We start from the raw sequence: 14,291 nt of genomic DNA, 5'->3' as shown, positions 1-14,291 counted from the left end.
GAATCAGGCGGCGTCAGCGCCAAGCTGCGCAACTTTTTGACGCCAGCTTTGCACCGTTTTCTCATCGGCATGAGAGGCCGGAGCAAACCAGGTGAAACGGGTGGGATGAATGCCGACAAATCCAAAGATCTGACGGGCAAAGATCTTCTTGATCGCATTGCCGTACATCAACCACAACAGAACCGCCGGGGTATCCGATGTCATCAGGACACGCGCGGTTTTGCCTTTGAGCATCGGCTTTGGAAACCCAACGGCCGTTGTGTTGCGGGTGTCAAACGCGCGGCCCGGCTTCAGCGCCCGATCCAAGGCCCCCTTGAGCTTGGCAGGCATCGCACCCCACCACAGCGGCGAGGTCAAAACCACATGGTCCGCCCACTCCAGATCGGACAATAGCGCCTCTAGCACCGGCTCCAGCGGCTTGGGATTGGCATAGCCCCCTTCCCCGTAATCCATGTCAAACTCCATGGCAGAGATATCGTGATAGCGCACCTCATGCCCACGCGCCTCAGCGCTTTGACGGTAGGTTTCCGCCAAGGATTTATTCAGCGACGACTGACCGGGGTGGCCATTGATGAGGATGATCTTCCTGGTGGACATGACGGGCTCCAGATTGCTAAATTGACCTTGGTCAGTTTATGACTCACAAAAATGACCAAGGTCAATTTTTTTTTGACCATGGTCACATTTAATGGAGACCTCATGTCACGCGCGCCCCAGAAACGCCGCTTGGAAACCCGCGCCAAACTGCTTTTGGTCGCACAGGAAATCGTGTCCGAACAGGGCTACAGCGGCTTGCGGGTCGAAGATGTCGTTGCCCGTGCAGGCGTGGCCAAGGGCACGCTGTTTTCCCATTTTGGCGACAAGGACGGGCTGCTTGCGGTGCTGATCGGTGGCGAAGTCATGGGCCAGCTGGACCAGATCCATGGCCTTGGCAGCCCCGAATCAATCCACGACTTGACCGAGCGCCTGTTTGTTCACGTGGATTTTGTCGCCAAGGATCGGATGATCTTTGACATCCTGCTGCGCTATTCCGGCGCCACAGGGTCCGAGACCAATGAGGTTGTAGCAGCATCCTTCACCCGACGCTGCGACCTTGTCACAGGGTGGATTTCCCAGATGCAGACTGCAGGCACAGTGCGCACGGGGCTGGACCCTGAATTTCTGGCTGAAGGGATCGAGGCCTTTCTTGCCCATGTCCTCGCCATCAGCTTTTGCATGGAACATGAGCTGCGCGACCCTAAAGCTGCGCTTCCCCCCTTTTTACACGCCTGGCTCAGCCCGTAACGAGGGTTGATTGCCCATCGTCTTCGCGCACCTCAACCCTTTGCGCCCGATCACCAAGCTCACCAAAGAGCTCAGGCCCCGTGCCCGTCATCCAGGCCTGCACACCAAGCGCGCAAATCTCATCATAAAGCGCGGCGCGACGTGTGCTGTCCAAATGCGCCGCAACCTCGTCCAGCAACAGGATCGGCGGGCCGCTTCCCTGCTCCATCAGCGCGCGCGCATTGGCCAGGATCAACGAGATCAAAAGCGCCTTCTGCTCACCGGTTGAACAATCCTTGGCCGGCAGGGATTTCGCGCGATAGGTCCCCAAAAGATCCGTGCGGTGGGGCCCGATCAAGGTACGCCCCGCTACCAGATCGCGAAACCGGCTTTCCTCCAAGGCGGCCTGCAGATCCGCAGCACTGTCGGGCATATCGCCATCGGTCTGCAGCAACTCAAGCTCAGCCGTGGGAAAGGCCGTCTCGGCGTTGGACTGCGCCTGATGCAGGTAATCCACGGCTTGAACCCGCGCCTGATGGATGCGGTGCCCGGCCTCTGCCATCTGCTGTTCAACCGCGCGATACCAGACCGCATCGCGGATTTCCTGCTTCAACAGCTTGTTGCGCTCCCGCATGGCTTTTTCATAGATCAGCGTGGCTTCGGCGTGATCCGGTGCAAAACTGAGCGCAACCCGGTCCAGAAACCGCCGGCGCCCTTCGGCGCTTTCGATCCACAGACGATCCATTGCGGGCACCAGCCAGACCACCCGCGCGATTTTCCCCAACGCGATCTGATTACTGGCCTTATTGTCGATCCGCACCTGCCGCGCGGCCCCGGCTTCGGACCAGGTCTCCACCTCGAAATCCTGACCGCCACTGGCCAGAACCCCGCTCAGCTTCCAGCCCAAAGCCTCGGGTTTGCGCGCCATATCCGACGCACTGGCACGGCGAATGCCACGGCCCGGCGAAAACAGCGACACGGCTTCCAACACATTGGTTTTGCCAGCGCCATTGTTGCCAAACAGCGCCACCGGACGACCATCCAATTCCAGATCCGCCCGCAGATGCGAGCGAAAATGCGACAGCGTCAAAGAGGTCAGTGCGCGCATGGGACCGCCCTCGCTTTCATCTTTTCCGAAATACTTCCGCCGGAGGCTGTGCCGTCAGGCACATCAAACCCGCATGGGCATCACGACGTAAACCGCGCTTTCATCGCCGCCTTCGCGCATCAGGGTTGGATCCCCGGATGAGTTGAACATGAACACCGCGTTTTCGCGATCCACCTGATTGGCGATTTCCAGCAGGTATTTGGCGTTAAACCCAATGTCCAGATGTTCGTCGTTATAGGCGACGGCCAGCTCTTCCTCGGCGGCGCCGCTGTCCGGCGCATTGACCGACAGAACCAGACGATCCTCGCCCAGCTGCAGCTTGACGGCCCGCGACCGCTCTGATGACACGGTGGCCACACGGTCCACAGCCTGAGCAAACTCGCTGGCATCCACTTCCAGACGGCGGGTGTTGCCCACTGGAATAACACGCGTGTAATCCGGGAAGGTGCCATCGATGACCTTGGAGGTCAGGGTGATGTTTGGCGTCGCAAAGCGTACCTTGGTTTCCGAGACCGAGACAGCGATGTCCATCTCATCATCATCCAACAGCTTGCGCAGCTCACCCACTGTCTTGCGCGGAACAATTACACCCGGCATGTCTTCTGCACCCGGCGGGACATCCGCGTCGATGCGGGCCAGACGGTGGCCGTCGGTTGCGACACAGCGCAGAACCCGTCCACCGGTGCTGCCGTCGGACACATGCATGTAGACACCGTTCAGGTAATACCGCGTCTCTTCGGTGGAAATGGCAAATTTCGATTTATCAAACAGACGGCGTAGGACCGCGCCATTGGCGGCGAAATTCGACTGATACTCGGACGAGGCCATCACCGGGAAATCTTCGCGCGGCAGGGTCGCCAATGAGAAGTTCGAACGCCCCGCCTCAACCGTCAGACGACCAGTGGCGGCATCGGCGGTCAGGGTCACCAAGGCACCATCGGGCAGTTTGCGCACAATCTCATGCAGGGTGGTGGCGGCGACCGTTGTGGCGCCGGCGCGTTCCACTTGGGCATTGGCTTTGTCGACGACCTCAATATCCAGGTCAGTTGCCCGGAACTGTACGGTATCGCCTTCGGCTTCGATCAACACGTTGGCCAGGATCGGAATGGTGTTGCGACGCTCCACAACCGACTGGGCTTGCGCCACAGCTTTGAGAAGGGTGCCGCGTTCGATACTGATCTTCATATCCCTCATTCCTTTCGTCTGGCTTCACCAGCAACCGGGCGCCAAGCCGGGAGGCCACGGTAACCTTTTCAGCCCCCAAGACAAGACTTTATTCGATTTCTCCAATTGTAGGTGACCAGCGTCAAGAGGCCAAAGGGCGCTATTTCACAGAAGCCCGTGAAACGTTGCTTTCTGGCTGTGTCTTTACGTAAAAAACGGCCGCGCCCCGGGGGCGCGACCGTTTCCAAATTCGCTCCAGTTGCAGCTTACGCTTCCAGCGCGCGCCGCAGCATTTCCACATCTTCTGCAATCTGGCCGTCAATCAATCGCAGCTCTTCAATTCGCTTGACCCCATGCATCACTGTAGTGTGGTCGCGCCCCCCAAACCGGCGGCCAATTTCAGGCAACGAGCGGCTGGTCAGCTGCTTGCTCAGATACATCGCCACCTGACGCGGGCGCGCATAAGAGCGCAGACGTTTGGGGCCGATAATATCGGACATGCGGATGTTGTAGTATTCCGAAACCTTGCGCTGGATTTCCTCGACGGTAATCTTTCGCTCTGACGCCCGCAGAACATCCGCCAGACAGTCCTGGGTCAGCTCCATGTCGATCTCGCGCCCGACCAAGGATGCAAAAGCAAACAGGCGGGTCAGAGCGCCTTCCAGCACGCGCACGTTGGTCGAAATACGATGGGCCAAAAACTCCAGCACGCCATCAGCGATTTGCAGATCTGGAAAGGTCTGACGGTGCTGCTGCACTTTGGTCTGCAAAATGCCCAGACGCAATTCGTAATCAGTCGGGTGCAGATCCACCACAAGGCCACATTGCAGGCGGGATTTCACCCGCTCTTCCAGCTCTTTGATCTCACCCGGTGCACGGTCGGCCGAGATGATGATCTGTTTGTTTTGATCCACCAAAGCGTTAAACGTGTGGAAGAACTCCTCCTGTGTGGAGTCCTTGCCGGCGATGAACTGGACGTCATCAACCATCAACACGTCAACAGAGCGGAACAGATGTTTGAAATCCATCATTTTGCGCTCACGCAGGGCTTGCACAAAACGGTACATGAACTGCTCGGCAGACAGATACAGCACATTCAGATCCGGCTTGGAGCGTTTCAGCTCCCATGCAATCGCGTGCATCAGGTGGGTTTTACCCAAGCCAACGCCGCCATAAAGCACCAGCGGATTGAACGTCACGGGGCCAGCTTCACCCACACGACGGGCGGCGGCATGTGCCAGCTCGTTCGGCTTGCCCACGACAAAAGTGTCAAAGGTAAAACGCGGATCCAGAGGGGCAGCCTGTAACGCTTCCAACGTATCTTTTCCGTTTCCACTGGTTTCCACAAAAGAAGACGCTTTGGGTTGTGCAACCACATCGGCAGGCGTTGCGGGAACGTCCTCGGGCTCAACTTCGGCAGCTGGCGCGTTTTGAACAACCTCAAACAGGGGCTGCCCGGATTTGGCTGCTGGGCGACTGGGGGAATTCACCGCAACGTTAAACGCCAAACGTTGGACGTGCTCGCCAGACATATTCAATTCATGCAGAATCAAATCGGAAAAGTTCTGGCCAACGTAATTGCCCATAAAATTTGTGGGCACATTAAAAACGGCGATCCCGTCGTCCAAGTTTTGCAATTCCAGTGGTTCAATCCACGTTGTGAAATTGTTTTGCCCGACGGTTTTTAGCAGTCTCTGCCGTACACTGCCCCATTTATCGTTCGTCATTACTCGCCTCTCGCGTCCCCACGTGCGTGGCCTCTTTGGGCCTATTGTTTCGTCCCGTGCTCATTTCAGAGCTTATATTAAAGGAAAAAGAACCCGGTGGCCGAAAAGACATTTCTTTGCCAGCCATAGGGCACGCCCCTCTTTCCCATCAATTTTTCAAGCAATCGGTGATAATCATCACCATGCAACAATTCATGATGTGAGAATCGAAAATCTCAGAAACGACAGGCCAACTCACAGAAAAGTTGGTCAACAAAACAGTTCACGGCCACTTTGCAACCGCACCAGTCTCTCGTCTTCAATTTTCAAGATCTCAGTGGAACCACCTGTGGCAGCCAGTTCCCCCCAGCGCATGAATCGCTGTATATTAGTAGCAATTTCGTATGGGCAGCAGCAACGAAACTATGATGTTGACTCTGTCTTTGGTCACAAAGAATCTCTTCCGATCAGGATAAGGTTTTGTCCTTGTGGAAAAAAAAAGAGACGCCGCAAATCGCAGCGCCTCACAATTTTGTGGTGGTAGAACTCCACCGTCAAAGAGGGGTTAAAGAATCAACCCAGCGCTTTGACACGTGCCGACAGGCGGGACACCTTACGGGACGCAGTGTTCTTGTGGTAAACACCTTTGGTGACGCCGCGCATCAGCTCAGGCTGAGCGGCACGCAGAGCAGCGGTTGCGGCTTCTTTGTCGCCGGATTCGATTGCTTCTTCGACGTTACGCAGGAAGGTGCGGATGCGCGAACGACGGGCTTTGTTGACTGCAAAACGCTTTTCGTTCTGACGTGCGCGTTTTTTGGCCTGGGGCGAATTTGCCATTTGGATGGACCTCTACAGGGTTTGTGTTCGAATAGGCGCAATGCCAACCAACCCCGGGTCCGATCGCCGGTGTGATTCTAGCCTAGGCGGGCTGCACGCGCATGTATGACGGCGGTGTTTATCCAGATCAGCCGCAGAATGCAAGCGCTGTTCACAAAGAGGAAAAAGCCAGCCGTGTGGCTGGCTTTCTTACTTAAGTGATTACCCTAGGGCTTGCGCAAAAGGGATCGGCTTACTTGTCGCGGAACTGCGCTTCACGCTTTTCCAGGAACGCGCCCATGCCCTCTTTCTGGTCTTCGGTCGCAAACAGCGAATGGAACAGCCGACGTTCGTACAACAGGCCTTCCGCCAGCGGAACTTCATAGCTGCGGTTCACCGCTTCCTTGGTGGCCATAACGCTCAGCTGGGATTTTTCGGCAATCTTCTGCGCCGCGCCGGTTGCTTCATCCATCAGTTTCTTGGCCGGAACCACGCGCGACACAAGACCTGCGCGCTCGGCTTCTTCGGCTTCCATAAACCGGCCCGTCAGGTTCATATCCATCGCCTTGGATTTGCCAATAAACCGGGTCAAGCGCTGGCTGCCGCCCATGCCAGGCATCACACCCAGGTTGATTTCAGGCTGGCCAAATTTGGCCGTGTCAGAGGCGATGATAAAATCGCACATCATCGCCAGCTCGCACCCGCCGCCCAAGGCATAACCGGACACAGCCGCGATAATGGGTTTGCGAATGCCAATGATACGGTTGCTGACCTTGGCAAAAAGATCTTCGCTGTAGACATCAACAAAGCTCTTTTCCGACATCTCTTTGATGTCAGCGCCGGCGGCAAATGCCTTTTCCGAGCCGGTCACAATAATGCAGCGCACTTTGTCGCTGGCATCTGCGTCCTCCAATGCTGTCGCAAGTTCCGACAACAATTCGGTGTTGAGCGCGTTCAACGCCTCCGGGCGGTTCAGTTTAATGAGGCAAACATGGTCCTGCACGTCGACGTTAATCGTCTCAAATGCCATAAGGTTTTGCTTTCGGTTGTTCCCTTTAGGACAGATTCCTTACCATGCGCGTGCCTCGGATCAAGTTATCTTTGACATTGACTGCAATAGAAAGTGGACCGTCCAGATTGGGTAATTCGGGCCACTTTTCCCCCACATCCCCCACGTCGGCAAGGCTCTCCTTCACGGCCATAAACATCAAAGCTGTGTTGAAAATATCCAAGTTCTCCATTGGCTTGGCGGAAATCCTTGAGCGAAGAGCCGCCGGCATTTATTGCATCTTGCAATACTTCGCGAATGGCCGGAACCAGGCTTGCAACCCGTGATGGCGCTATCTGACCCGCCTTACGTTTTGGCGAAATTCCGCAACGGAACAACGTCTCGCACACATAAATATTGCCGAGACCTGCGATGATTCCCTGATCCAACAAGGCGGATTTCACCGGTGTATTGCGCCCTTTAAAGGCCTCAATCAGATAGGTTTCATCAAATTCATTGCCCAATGGCTCTGGCCCTAGAACCGACAACAGCTTGTGCGCCTCCAGCTGATCGGTCGCGATCAGATCCATCGCCCCAAACCTGCGCGGGTCGTTAAAGGTGATGCGCGCGCCGTTCTCCATGTCAAAGATAACATGATCGTGTTTCTGATGGGCCGGGTGGTCGTGAACGAACTGTCCCAACGGGTCACCGGACACCGTCATCCGCCCGGACATGCCCAAATGCACCAACAACGTCTCACCCCGGTCCAGCGCGGCAAGGATGTATTTCGACCGCCGTCGCAGCCCCAAAATACGCGCGCCCGTCAGCCGATCTGCCATGTTTTCAGGGAAGGGCCAGCGCAGATCCGGTCGGTTCACCTGCGCATGGGTAATCACCGCGCCTTCCATTGACGGGGCTAAACCTCGCATCACGGTCTCGACCTCGGGCAGTTCAGGCATTACATCGCTCCTGCAACAGATGACGGTGGGCCGCATTGTGCCGCCCAATTTGCGCTCTATAACTGGGGCGAACCACAGGAAACGGCAAGCCGAATGACCGATACTCAGGACAACACCACCCATTTTGGATTTGAAACCGTGCCCGAACACGAAAAAGCGGGCCGTGTGCAGGGGGTCTTTAACTCGGTCGCCTCAAAATATGACATCATGAATGATGTCATGAGCATGGGTATTCACCGAGTCTGGAAAGACGCGATGATGGATTGGCTGGCGCCCCGTCCAGGGCAAAAGCTGTTGGATGTGGCCGGTGGAACCGGCGACATCTCGTTCCGCTTTCTGAAGCGCGCGGGCTACGGTCATTCGACTGTTCTGGACCTGACCCGCCCGATGTTGGAAGAGGGGCGCAAACGCGCAGACGCGGAACGGATGGCCGACAGCCTGGATTGGGTCACCGGCGACGCCATGGCGCTGCCGTTTCAGGACAACACGTTTGACGTCTACACCATCTCATTTGGGATCCGGAACGTGACCCGCCCGCTGGAGGCGCTCAAAGAAGCGTACCGCGTGTTAAAACCGGGTGGCCGTTTGATGGTTCTGGAATTCAGCCAGCTCCCCAATGACGGGTTGCAGAAGCTTTATGACCTGTATTCCTTCAACGTGATCCCACGTATGGGTCAGCTGATTGCCGATGACTATGACAGCTATCAGTATCTGGTGGAATCAATCCGCAAATTCCCGGATCAAGAGACCTTCTTGGATATGCTGCGTGAAGCTGGGTTTGAAAACGCCAAATACCGCAACCTGTCCATGGGTATCGCGGCCCTGCACTCTGGCTGGAAGATCTGATTTATGCGCGGTCCTCACAATATTGTCCGCCTGATCCGAACAGGCGCAACGATGGTGCGCACGGGTGCCATGAACGCCGTTCTGGATGCGTTTGAAGCCCCGCGCCCTTTGCGTGCTGTGGCCTATACCCTGGGCTGGCCGTTTCAATGGATGGGCTACAAAGGCGACGAGGAAATGCCCGCCGCCACCCGCGCGCTGACGGCGCTGGGACCGGCCTACATCAAATTTGGTCAGGTTCTGTCGACGCGCCCCGATGTGGTCGGCAATGATCTGGCGCGACAATTGCGGGTGCTGCAGGACAAGCTGCCGCCGTTTTCGCGTTCTGAGGCCATTCAGCAAGTGGAACAGGAATTGGGTCGCCCGATGGGTGAGGTCTTCTCTGAGTTCAGCGAACCCATTGCGGCGGCCTCTATCGCGCAGGTACACAAAGCGCGTCTGGTCGACAGCGGCCAGGAGGTGGCTGTCAAAGTGCTGCGCCCCGGTATCGAACGTGCCTTTAACCGTGATGTGGATGCGTTTTACCTGGCAGCGCGGATCGCAGACCTTTTTGCCCCGGGCGCACGCCGGTTGCGGCCGATGGATGTGATCAAACATTTCGACGGTGTGGTCCAAGGTGAACTGGACCTGCGTCTCGAAAGCGCTGCTGCGTCCGAGTTTGCCGCCAATACGGTCAATGACGAGGGGTTCCAGCTGCCGCAGGTTCTGTGGAACTACTCCGGGCGCCGGGTGATGACCCTGGGCTGGGCTGATGGCACAGCTTTGGGCGACAACGCGGCCTTGGATGCGGCGGGTCATGACCGCCGGGTGCTGGCAGAACGCGTGCTGTCGCTGTTTCTGCGCCACGCATTGCGCGATGGGTTTTTCCACGCCGATATGCATCAGGGCAACCTGAAGGTCGCCGCCAATGGCGATATCATCGCCTATGACTTTGGCATCATGGGGCATATCGACGAATACACCCGCCGGGTCTACGCCGAGATCCTCTATGGCTTTATCAAACGCGACTACAAACGTGTGGCCGAGGTCCATTTTGAGGCCGGTTATGTCCCCGCCGATCAGGATGTCGATGAATTCGCCCGTGCCCTGCGCGCCGTTGGTGAGCCAATTTTTGGCATGGATGCGGCCCATATCTCGATGGGGCGGCTGCTGAATTATCTGTTTGAGGTCACCGAACGCTTTGGCATGGAGACCCGGACCGAGCTGATCCTGTTGCAGCGTACGATGGTTGTGGTGGAGGGCGTTGCACGCTCGCTTGATCCGCATATGAACATCTGGGAATCCGCCCATCCGGTGGTGGAGGATTACATCAAGTCTTCGATCGGGCCCAAGGCCGTTGCGTCGGATCTGGCCAAAACCGCCAAAGTGCTGGCCCGCTTTGGACCGCGTCTGCCTGCCTTGGTCGAACGGGCGCTGATCGATCAATCCAAACCCGCTCCGCAGCGGTCAGACCGCAAAATGGACTGGCTTGTTCCGGGGGCGGTGGGATTGGGCCTGGGCGTGTTGCTGTGCCTCGGCGTGACCTATCTGACCTGAGGTCTGCCAGCCGCAGTTTGACAATTTCCGCAAAGGCGACCAGAGTTTCCAGCATGACGGAACACACCGACGATATCCTGAACCTCCTCCCCGCCCGCCTGAAAGAGGCGCGCCGGGCCCAGGGTCTGTCCTTGGAGGCGGTGGCAAACCTGTCGGGTGTCAGCCGCTCTATGGTCAGCCAGATCGAGCGCGGCGAATCCAGCCCGACCATTGCCACGCTTTGGAACCTGACCCGCGCCTTGCAGGTCGATTTTGCAGGGCTCCTGGAAGCCAGCGCCAAACAGGATCGCGTGGATGTGTTGCGCGCCAGTGATGTGCCAATCATTCAAAACATGGGACAAGGTTGCAAAATCAGCATCTTATCCCCACCCGAAGATGCTGGCGGGCATGAGGTTTATGATATCCAACTGTCCCCCGATGGCGCTTTGATCAGCCAACCTCATACGGTCGGAACCCAAGAGCAGCTGACTGTGTTGGACGGCACTGTCCGCCTGACCTCGGGCGGCGCGGAGGAGATCCTGCACGCCGGGGACACCGGCCGATATGCTGCCGACGTGCCCCATTCCATCGCCGCCCAAGGGGATGCGGCGCGGGTCTTCTTGATCGTCAAAAACGGCTAACCCAAAAAACACCGTCGCTGAACCGTAACGTCAGTCTGCGTCGATTGTCCGCTATCACGGATAGTTTTCCACTATTTCAAAATTCCCCCTTTACGGACGTATATCCAATATGACAGAACTTCTGCAACAAGCGGAGTTCTGTCATGTCCCAAGCCTTCTATTCCCACCTGTCCGACACCCTCTCCCAGATCGAAGCGGATGGGCTTTATAAACGTGAGCGCATGATCACCTCCCCGCAGGCGGGGGAAATCCAGGTTGGTGCGCGCAGTGTTATCAACCTTTGTGCAAACAATTATTTGGGTCTGGCGGACCATCCCGACCTGATCGCCGCCGCCAAAGGCGCGATGGAGCCCAAAGGGTTTGGCATGGCCTCGGTCCGGTTTATCTGCGGCACGCAGGACATCCACCGGGACCTGGAACAGAAGCTGGCGCAGTTTCTGGGCAAAGACGATTCGATCCTGTTTGCGGCCTGTTTTGACGCCAATGGTGGGTTGTTTGAACCGCTGTTGACTGCCGAAGACGCGATTATCTCAGACAGTTTGAACCACGCCTCCATCATCGATGGCATCCGCCTGTGTAAGGCTCAGCGCTACCGCTATGCGAACAACGATATGGACGATCTGGAAGCCAAGCTGAAGGAGGCCCGCGAAAAGGGCGCGCGTCACATCATGATTGCCACAGATGGCGTGTTTTCCATGGATGGCTATCTGGCCAATCTGCCCGCCATTCGCGCCCTCGCCGATCAATATGACGCGGTGATGATGGTGGATGACTGCCACGCCACCGGGTTTATGGGACCACGCGGGGCTGGCACACCGGATCATTTTGGCGTGGATGTCGACATTCTGACCGGCACATTGGGCAAGGCGCTTGGCGGTGCAATTGGCGGCTATATCGCGGGTCCACAGCCGGTGATTGACCTGCTGCGCCAACGCGCCCGCCCCTATCTGTTCTCTAACTCACTGCCGCCCGCAATTGTCGCGGCTGGGATCGAAGCCCTGCGTTTGGTGGAGGAAGGCGCAGACCGGCGCGCGCAGCTGTTTGAAAACGCCGCCTATTGGCGCGCGGGATTGGAAAAACTGGGGTTTGAGCTTTTGCCAGGGGAGCATCCGATCATCCCCGTGATGCTGGGCGAAGCGCAATTGGCGCAGGATATGGCCAACCGTCTGTTTGAAGAAGGCGTCTATGTCTCAGGCTTTTTCTTCCCCGTGGTGCCGCGCGGCCAGGCCCGGATCCGCACGCAAATGAATGCGGCTCTGACCCGTGAAGAACTGGATCGTGCCCTCAAGGCGTTTGAAGTGGCTGGCAAGGCCTGTGGAGTGATCTGATGCGACCCAACACGATGAAAGCACTGGAGAAATCCAAACCCCAAGAAGGCCTGTGGATGGTGCAAGCACCGGTTCCGGAAATTGGCCCCGATGAAGTCTTGATCAAGGTCAACAAAACCGGGATCTGCGGCACCGATATTCACATCTGGAACTGGGATGACTGGGCAGCAGCCACCGTGCCCGTGCCGATGATCACCGGGCATGAGTTTGCCGGTGAAATCGTTGAGATCGGCAAAGACGTCACCGGGCTTGAAATCGGCCAACGCTGTTCGGGCGAAGGGCATTTGATTGAACACGACAGCCGACAGTCACGGGCCGGCAAGTTTCACCTGGATCCGGGCACCCGCGGCATTGGCGTGAATGTACAGGGGGCCTTTGCCCAGTATCTGCGCTTGCCCGCGTTTAATGTGGTGCCCCTGCCCGATGACATCCCGGATGAGATCGGCGCGATCCTGGATCCCTTGGGCAATGCGGTTCATACAGCGCTCAGCTTTGATCTGCTGGGCGAAGATGTTTTGATCACCGGGGCCGGTCCCATCGGGATTATGGCCGCCGCAGTTGCCCGCCACGCGGGCGCGCGCAATGTGGTAATCACCGATGTAAACCCCGACCGCCTGTCGCTGGCCGAACATGTGGCCCCGACGGTGCGCCCGGTGAATGTCGCAACCGAAGATCTGAACGATGTGATCCATGAACTGGGTCTGAGCCAGGGGTTTGATGTCGGGCTTGAGATGTCGGGCAATCAAATGGCGCTGGATCAGATGATTGAGGCACTGGTCATGGGCGGCAAAATCGCGCTGTTGGGCATCCCGCCAGGCAAATCACCGGTGGATTGGTCCCGCATCGTGTTCAAGGCCATCACCCTCAAAGGGGTCTACGGCCGCGAGATGTTTGAGACATGGTACAAAATGATCGCGATGTTGCAAAACGGTCTGGATGTCAGCCGGGTGATCACCCATCAGTTCCCGGTGGACGCCTTTGCCGACGGCTTTGCCGCGATGAAATCCGGCAAAAGCGGCAAGGTTGTTTTGGACTGGAACGCCTGATCAAAATGCGCAGCCTACGCCCGATGCAGGGGCTGCGCAGGGTCGCCGAACCGGTTGGGTTAAGCTGGCACGCAATCCGGTGACATTGGAACCGGCTGACGTCCGCTGGGCGTCAGCAACTGCACTTCACGCCCTTCAACCACTGCTGGATGCAAGGGACGACCAAACCCGGTGCCCCCATCCAGATCCACGCGGTTCCCAAAATGGGTGGCGTGCTGCAGCGCGGTGTGCCCGTGGATGACCAACCAGGGAAAGGGCTCCGTGTGAGTCAAAAAGGGGTCACGGATCCAGACCAGATCGTTCTCATGCTGGGCGCCGAGGTTCTTTCCGGGACGGATGCCTGCGTGCACAAAGAGACAGGGCTCTGCCAAGTGATAGGTCGGCAGACTGTTGAGAAACGCGATGTGGCTGCCTGGTACTTTGGCCAGCGCCGCCTTATGCACTTGCTCCAAGCGATCCGTCTCATTGAGGATCACACCGTAGGATTCCAGCGTCTCTATCCCGCCCAGCTTGGGGTGTAGCCAGTGATAGCCGACTTTCATATGCGGATCATGGCGCGGCGTGTCTTCCAGGAACCATTTGAACATCCGGTCGTGATTGCCCAAAAGCGCGGTCCAGTTGCGCCCTGCGGCGATCCCTGTGCTAAGCAGTTCAATCACCCCGCGGCTGTCGGGGCCACGGTCCACATAATCACCCAGAAATACAATCTTGGCGTCTTGGCCGCCATCCGCCTCGATCAGCTCAAGCGCCTGATGCAAGTGGTCGATCTGGCCATGAATATCGCCAATCGCATACGTGGGTTGAGTCATGGGACGATCCCTCCTTTGGGCGGCTTCACCGGGGAAAATGTCAGCGCCAACATGATGGGGCTGTGTAACGTTCTCAACAAAAAAGGCCGCCCATTGGGGCGACCT

General features: G+C 57.4%; 14 protein-coding genes. 6 read left to right on the top strand and 8 right to left on the bottom strand.

All coding sequences use genetic code 11. From position 1 onward, the window contains the following. Positions 1–3 precede the first annotated feature (3 nt). Positions 4–597, bottom strand: coding sequence for an NAD(P)H-dependent oxidoreductase (locus tag GFB49_RS08720; RefSeq protein ID WP_153215471.1), 594 nt, complete (start codon positions 595–597; stop codon positions 4–6). A gap of 102 nt (positions 598–699) precedes the next feature. Here GFB49_RS08720 and GFB49_RS08715 point away from each other — a divergent pair, with 102 nt between their 5' ends. After that, positions 700–1,284, top strand: a complete 585-nt coding sequence (locus GFB49_RS08715; protein ID WP_153215470.1) for a TetR/AcrR family transcriptional regulator — start codon at positions 700–702, stop codon at positions 1,282–1,284. Here the strand turns inward: GFB49_RS08715 and recF are convergent. From recF to mutM, 6 genes are all read right to left on the bottom strand, one after another. After that, on the bottom strand, positions 1,274–2,371 hold the full coding sequence (recF, locus tag GFB49_RS08710) for a DNA replication/repair protein RecF (protein WP_153215469.1): 1,098 nt from the start codon (positions 2,369–2,371) through the stop codon (positions 1,274–1,276). The two genes, GFB49_RS08715 and recF, sit on opposite strands and share 11 nt — an antisense overlap. A gap of 63 nt (positions 2,372–2,434) precedes the next feature. Continuing rightward, positions 2,435–3,556 (bottom strand): DNA polymerase III subunit beta, encoded by a 1,122-nt coding sequence (gene dnaN / locus GFB49_RS08705; protein ID WP_153215468.1) that lies wholly within the window; start codon positions 3,554–3,556, stop codon positions 2,435–2,437. 245 nt (positions 3,557–3,801) lie between these two features. Next, positions 3,802–5,262, bottom strand: coding sequence for a chromosomal replication initiator protein DnaA (dnaA, locus tag GFB49_RS08700; RefSeq protein ID WP_153215467.1), 1,461 nt, complete (start codon positions 5,260–5,262; stop codon positions 3,802–3,804). A gap of 552 nt (positions 5,263–5,814) precedes the next feature. Beyond that, positions 5,815–6,078 carry a 30S ribosomal protein S20 gene (gene rpsT / locus GFB49_RS08695; protein ID WP_153215466.1) on the bottom strand — a complete coding sequence of 88 codons (264 nt, stop codon included), beginning with the start codon at positions 6,076–6,078 and terminating at the stop codon, positions 5,815–5,817. Positions 6,079–6,310: 232 nt separating this feature from the next. Beyond that, entirely contained in the window at positions 6,311–7,087 is a 777-nt protein-coding gene (locus GFB49_RS08690) for an enoyl-CoA hydratase (RefSeq protein WP_153215465.1), read from the bottom strand. A 65-nt stretch (positions 7,088–7,152) separates the two neighbouring features. Further along, positions 7,153–8,004 carry a bifunctional DNA-formamidopyrimidine glycosylase/DNA-(apurinic or apyrimidinic site) lyase gene (gene mutM / locus GFB49_RS08685; RefSeq protein WP_153215464.1) on the bottom strand — a complete coding sequence of 284 codons (852 nt, stop codon included), beginning with the start codon at positions 8,002–8,004 and terminating at the stop codon, positions 7,153–7,155. A gap of 93 nt (positions 8,005–8,097) precedes the next feature. Here mutM and ubiE point away from each other — a divergent pair, with 93 nt between their 5' ends. The 5 genes from ubiE to tdh all read left to right on the top strand — a co-directional run bounded on the left by ubiE (position 8,098) and on the right by tdh (position 13,377). Continuing rightward, positions 8,098–8,850 (top strand): bifunctional demethylmenaquinone methyltransferase/2-methoxy-6-polyprenyl-1,4-benzoquinol methylase UbiE, encoded by a 753-nt coding sequence (gene ubiE / locus GFB49_RS08680; protein WP_153215463.1) that lies wholly within the window; start codon positions 8,098–8,100, stop codon positions 8,848–8,850. Positions 8,851–8,853: 3 nt separating this feature from the next. After that, entirely contained in the window at positions 8,854–10,383 is a 1,530-nt protein-coding gene (gene ubiB, locus GFB49_RS08675) for a 2-polyprenylphenol 6-hydroxylase (protein WP_153215462.1), read from the top strand. Positions 10,384–10,436: 53 nt separating this feature from the next. After that, positions 10,437–11,003: a helix-turn-helix domain-containing protein gene (locus GFB49_RS08670; protein WP_153215461.1), complete on the top strand. Its 567-nt coding sequence runs from the start codon at positions 10,437–10,439 to the stop codon at positions 11,001–11,003. Between the two features lie 143 nt (positions 11,004–11,146). After that, positions 11,147–12,331 (top strand): glycine C-acetyltransferase, encoded by a 1,185-nt coding sequence (locus GFB49_RS08665; protein WP_153215460.1) that lies wholly within the window; start codon positions 11,147–11,149, stop codon positions 12,329–12,331. Between the two features lie 14 nt (positions 12,332–12,345). After that, the gene (gene tdh, locus GFB49_RS08660) at positions 12,346–13,377 is read left to right on the top strand and encodes an L-threonine 3-dehydrogenase (protein WP_153215634.1); all 1,032 of its coding nucleotides are present in this window, start codon (positions 12,346–12,348) and stop codon (positions 13,375–13,377) included. 59 nt (positions 13,378–13,436) lie between these two features. Here the strand turns inward: tdh and GFB49_RS08655 are convergent, their stop codons facing one another. Further along, positions 13,437–14,186 (bottom strand): metallophosphoesterase, encoded by a 750-nt coding sequence (locus GFB49_RS08655; RefSeq protein WP_153215459.1) that lies wholly within the window; start codon positions 14,184–14,186, stop codon positions 13,437–13,439. Positions 14,187–14,291 lie beyond the last annotated feature (105 nt).

The sequence above is a fragment of the Tritonibacter litoralis genome (genome assembly GCF_009496005.1).
GTDB lineage: Bacteria > Pseudomonadota > Alphaproteobacteria > Rhodobacterales > Rhodobacteraceae > Epibacterium > Epibacterium litoralis.
The sequence above is the reverse complement of the archived record's forward strand: the minus strand, read 5'-3'. Positions and strand labels throughout refer to the sequence as shown.

Excerpts from the sequence above, each read along its gene's own strand:
- GFB49_RS08720 (WP_153215471.1), bottom strand. The coding sequence starts at position 597 with ATGTCCACCAGGAAGATCATCCTCATCAATGGCCACCCCGGTCAGTCG.
- tdh (WP_153215634.1), top strand. The coding sequence starts at position 12,346 with ATGAAAGCACTGGAGAAATCCAAACCCCAAGAAGGCCTGTGGATGGTG.
- GFB49_RS08665 (WP_153215460.1), top strand. The coding sequence starts at position 11,147 with ATGTCCCAAGCCTTCTATTCCCACCTGTCCGACACCCTCTCCCAGATC.
- GFB49_RS08715 (WP_153215470.1), top strand. The coding sequence starts at position 700 with ATGTCACGCGCGCCCCAGAAACGCCGCTTGGAAACCCGCGCCAAACTG.
- GFB49_RS08690 (WP_153215465.1), bottom strand. The coding sequence starts at position 7,087 with ATGGCATTTGAGACGATTAACGTCGACGTGCAGGACCATGTTTGCCTC.
- ubiB (WP_153215462.1), top strand. The coding sequence starts at position 8,854 with ATGCGCGGTCCTCACAATATTGTCCGCCTGATCCGAACAGGCGCAACG.
- GFB49_RS08670 (WP_153215461.1), top strand. The coding sequence starts at position 10,437 with ATGACGGAACACACCGACGATATCCTGAACCTCCTCCCCGCCCGCCTG.
- ubiE (WP_153215463.1), top strand. The coding sequence starts at position 8,098 with ATGACCGATACTCAGGACAACACCACCCATTTTGGATTTGAAACCGTG.
- rpsT (WP_153215466.1), bottom strand. The coding sequence starts at position 6,078 with ATGGCAAATTCGCCCCAGGCCAAAAAACGCGCACGTCAGAACGAAAAG.
- recF (WP_153215469.1), bottom strand. The coding sequence starts at position 2,371 with ATGCGCGCACTGACCTCTTTGACGCTGTCGCATTTTCGCTCGCATCTG.
- mutM (WP_153215464.1), bottom strand. The coding sequence starts at position 8,004 with ATGCCTGAACTGCCCGAGGTCGAGACCGTGATGCGAGGTTTAGCCCCG.
- GFB49_RS08655 (WP_153215459.1), bottom strand. The coding sequence starts at position 14,186 with ATGACTCAACCCACGTATGCGATTGGCGATATTCATGGCCAGATCGAC.
- dnaN (WP_153215468.1), bottom strand. The coding sequence starts at position 3,556 with ATGAAGATCAGTATCGAACGCGGCACCCTTCTCAAAGCTGTGGCGCAA.
- dnaA (WP_153215467.1), bottom strand. The coding sequence starts at position 5,262 with ATGACGAACGATAAATGGGGCAGTGTACGGCAGAGACTGCTAAAAACC.